This window comes from Barnesiella sp. CU968 (assembly GCF_905219685.1).
Classification (GTDB): domain Bacteria; phylum Bacteroidota; class Bacteroidia; order Bacteroidales; family Muribaculaceae; genus Lepagella; species Lepagella muris_A.
The window spans coordinates 1-2,424 of record NZ_CAJMXD010000419.1; the positions used below are offsets into that span (position 1 = coordinate 1).

The following is a 2,424-nucleotide window of genomic DNA, read 5'->3' on the forward strand; positions in this document are numbered from 1 at the left end:
GAATCGGGTGGTTCTGCGTTCCAGGACACTCAATAATGTGAGTTAATTTTGGAACATAGAACTGAACACCCTATTAACTAATTAAAAGAGTCGTTGAAAACCGATCGGCTCGAAACATCTGTCTTGTATGTCGGAATGACGTTTGACAAATACTCACAAAATTACTAAAAATACAAATATTCGTCAATACCTAATATTGAGTATTCCCAGCTGCAGAACCACTCCGCAGAACCCTCTGCAACTCTCGTATAAACCCTGTCTGTAGAGAATGTTTGAAATTGAAATTGAAATTGAAATTTAAATTTAAATTTAAATTTAAATCCAAACCCTCACAGATATTTTGTAGTAAAGTATAAGAATATTAACTTTGTAAGAAATTCGGAACAGCAATCATAATATTTCTATTCCATTAAATTGTTTAACAAATTTCTAATTATGGATCTTTCAATATTGAACTGGCAAGGACTTGCAATCGGAGCCTGTACATTTCTCATAATCGGCATATTCCATCCTCTTGTAATTAAGGGTGAGTATTATTTAGGACTAAAAGTCAACTATATATTTGCCCTGTTGGGTGTTGTGGCATCTATAGCGGCATTAATGACTGAAGGCGTTTTCCTGTCCGCTGTATTTGCAGTAATCGCGTTCTCATCATTTTGGAGCATATGGGAAGTTTTTGAGCAGAAAGAGCGCGTGCGCAAAGGATGGTTTCCTGCAAACCCCAAACGTACAGGCAACTCTAAAAAATCGCGTTTCTGATACAGCGGTATGCCAAGTCTCCGACATCACATGCAGAGGACTTTATTATCAGGATGATTAAGTTGTTTAACAATAGTCCGTTCCAAGAAAATCAAGTTCGGAATTTGTGCTTATACTTGTAATTGTAGCTGACCTCTATGTCAGCTGTCTGTGCCATTGTAGCTATCGCAACAAAGAACACAATGATTGATGTGATAATCTTTTTCATTTCATTTTGTAGTCTGGTTCAAGACTGTGTTTCTGGGCTTCATAAACCGGTGGAGCTATTTCGTTACCGGCACTGTCTGTGTATGTTATTTTTGCCTGTCCCCCATTCTGTGCTTTGAGTATCGCCTCCTGATTGTTCTCAAAATATTCATGGTCGGCAAGAGCCTTCCTGCGATCTGTTTTCTTATACTCATTCGAGGAATATATCTGCGATATAATCCTGTCGGTTCCCTGTAACCCTGTCGCAGTAAATGAAAAGCCACCTTCGGTCTCAGCTTTCAAAACCAAACCCGGAAGACCGCGAAATTTCCACGGACCGAAAGGAAGAGGGAGGTCTGTTGTGAACCAAACCTTCCAATGTCTGCCATGATAATCAGCCTCTGCCATCTGACATTCATAGCCTATGACGGGCGATACAGAGTCTGGCACCAATCTCCATTGAATTTCAGCGAGAGGCTCAGTGTAATACATCAGTTCATCGCCCCATTCATCGTAATGTGTTAGTGTTTCGTCTGCGACGTTATTGAAAACGTATGTGTAGATGTTCTTCACCGGACCTTTGGTTAAATCCCAATACTCGTATCCTTCCGGATCTTTTACCAGGCAGTTGGCGCGGATAATTTCATCATATTTTGCCCTTCCTCCTGGAGTCGATTTCAGTGAGTCCGTCCACAGGCTTATATCATTGAAATACTTGGATTCTGAACTGTTGGCAAGTAGAGTCATTTTATTTATACGCACACCACCCGAAGCACACGGTGTCTTGAAATCATAACTGACAATTATATCAGCCTTGTTCTGTGCCATTGCAGATATTGTCACAATGCACATTAAGAATGATAGCGCTCTACATTTCATGATCAAGTGTGATTAAGAATTATTCAATATACTATTATGATGCAAAGTTAAGTTTTTTTCAGAACCGGAACTCAACATTTGTTTAAAAGTTGAAGATTTTTACAAAATAATGCTTGTCAAATCAGCTTTACGATGTCAAATTTTTAGATCGCATTCCTTAAATATAATGATTCCCGCATTTCGCTTCTCAGCGCCATGCGGGAATATTTTAATTGACTTACGTGGTTATAATTTCTCAAAAACTTTCGATCTAACTTTCAAACTATGGCAATGGAGCCGTAATTCTTTCAGATTTAAGAACTCCATTTTTCTGATGCAAAATTAGATATTATTCTACAACACATCAATACTTAAATATAAGTAATTAAATATAGCACCTCTCCCCTGCTGATACCCATAATCAGTGACCGGCAAATAAGAAATCCTGATCTAAAAAATTACGCATTGCTTAGAAACTGTTTAAATTTAATTGTGAGGTTCATTGAGAGGATTTTATGAGGAGTTTTTACGAGTCGAAGAGGGAGCATCGCGGGCTATGTGACCGATGAGACTCGGTGAAAACAACCATAAAAGGCCTCAAGGAAGCCACAAGATTCACGA

General features: G+C 38.7%; 2 protein-coding genes. One reads left to right on the forward strand and one right to left on the reverse strand.

Going from position 1 to position 2,424, the window contains the following annotated elements; translation table 11 throughout:
• The first annotated feature begins 435 nt into the window (after positions 1–435).
• Positions 436–759 carry a DUF4491 family protein gene (locus JX312_RS12280; RefSeq protein WP_123407358.1) on the forward strand — a complete coding sequence of 108 codons (324 nt, stop codon included), beginning with the start codon at positions 436–438 and terminating at the stop codon, positions 757–759.
• Between the two features lie 204 nt (positions 760–963).
• On the opposite strand, the gene JX312_RS12285 is transcribed toward JX312_RS12280, so the two are convergent.
• On the reverse strand, positions 964–1,824 hold the full coding sequence (locus JX312_RS12285) for a GLPGLI family protein (protein WP_370541507.1): 861 nt from the start codon (positions 1,822–1,824) through the stop codon (positions 964–966).
• Between the last annotated feature and the right edge of the window lie 600 nt (positions 1,825–2,424).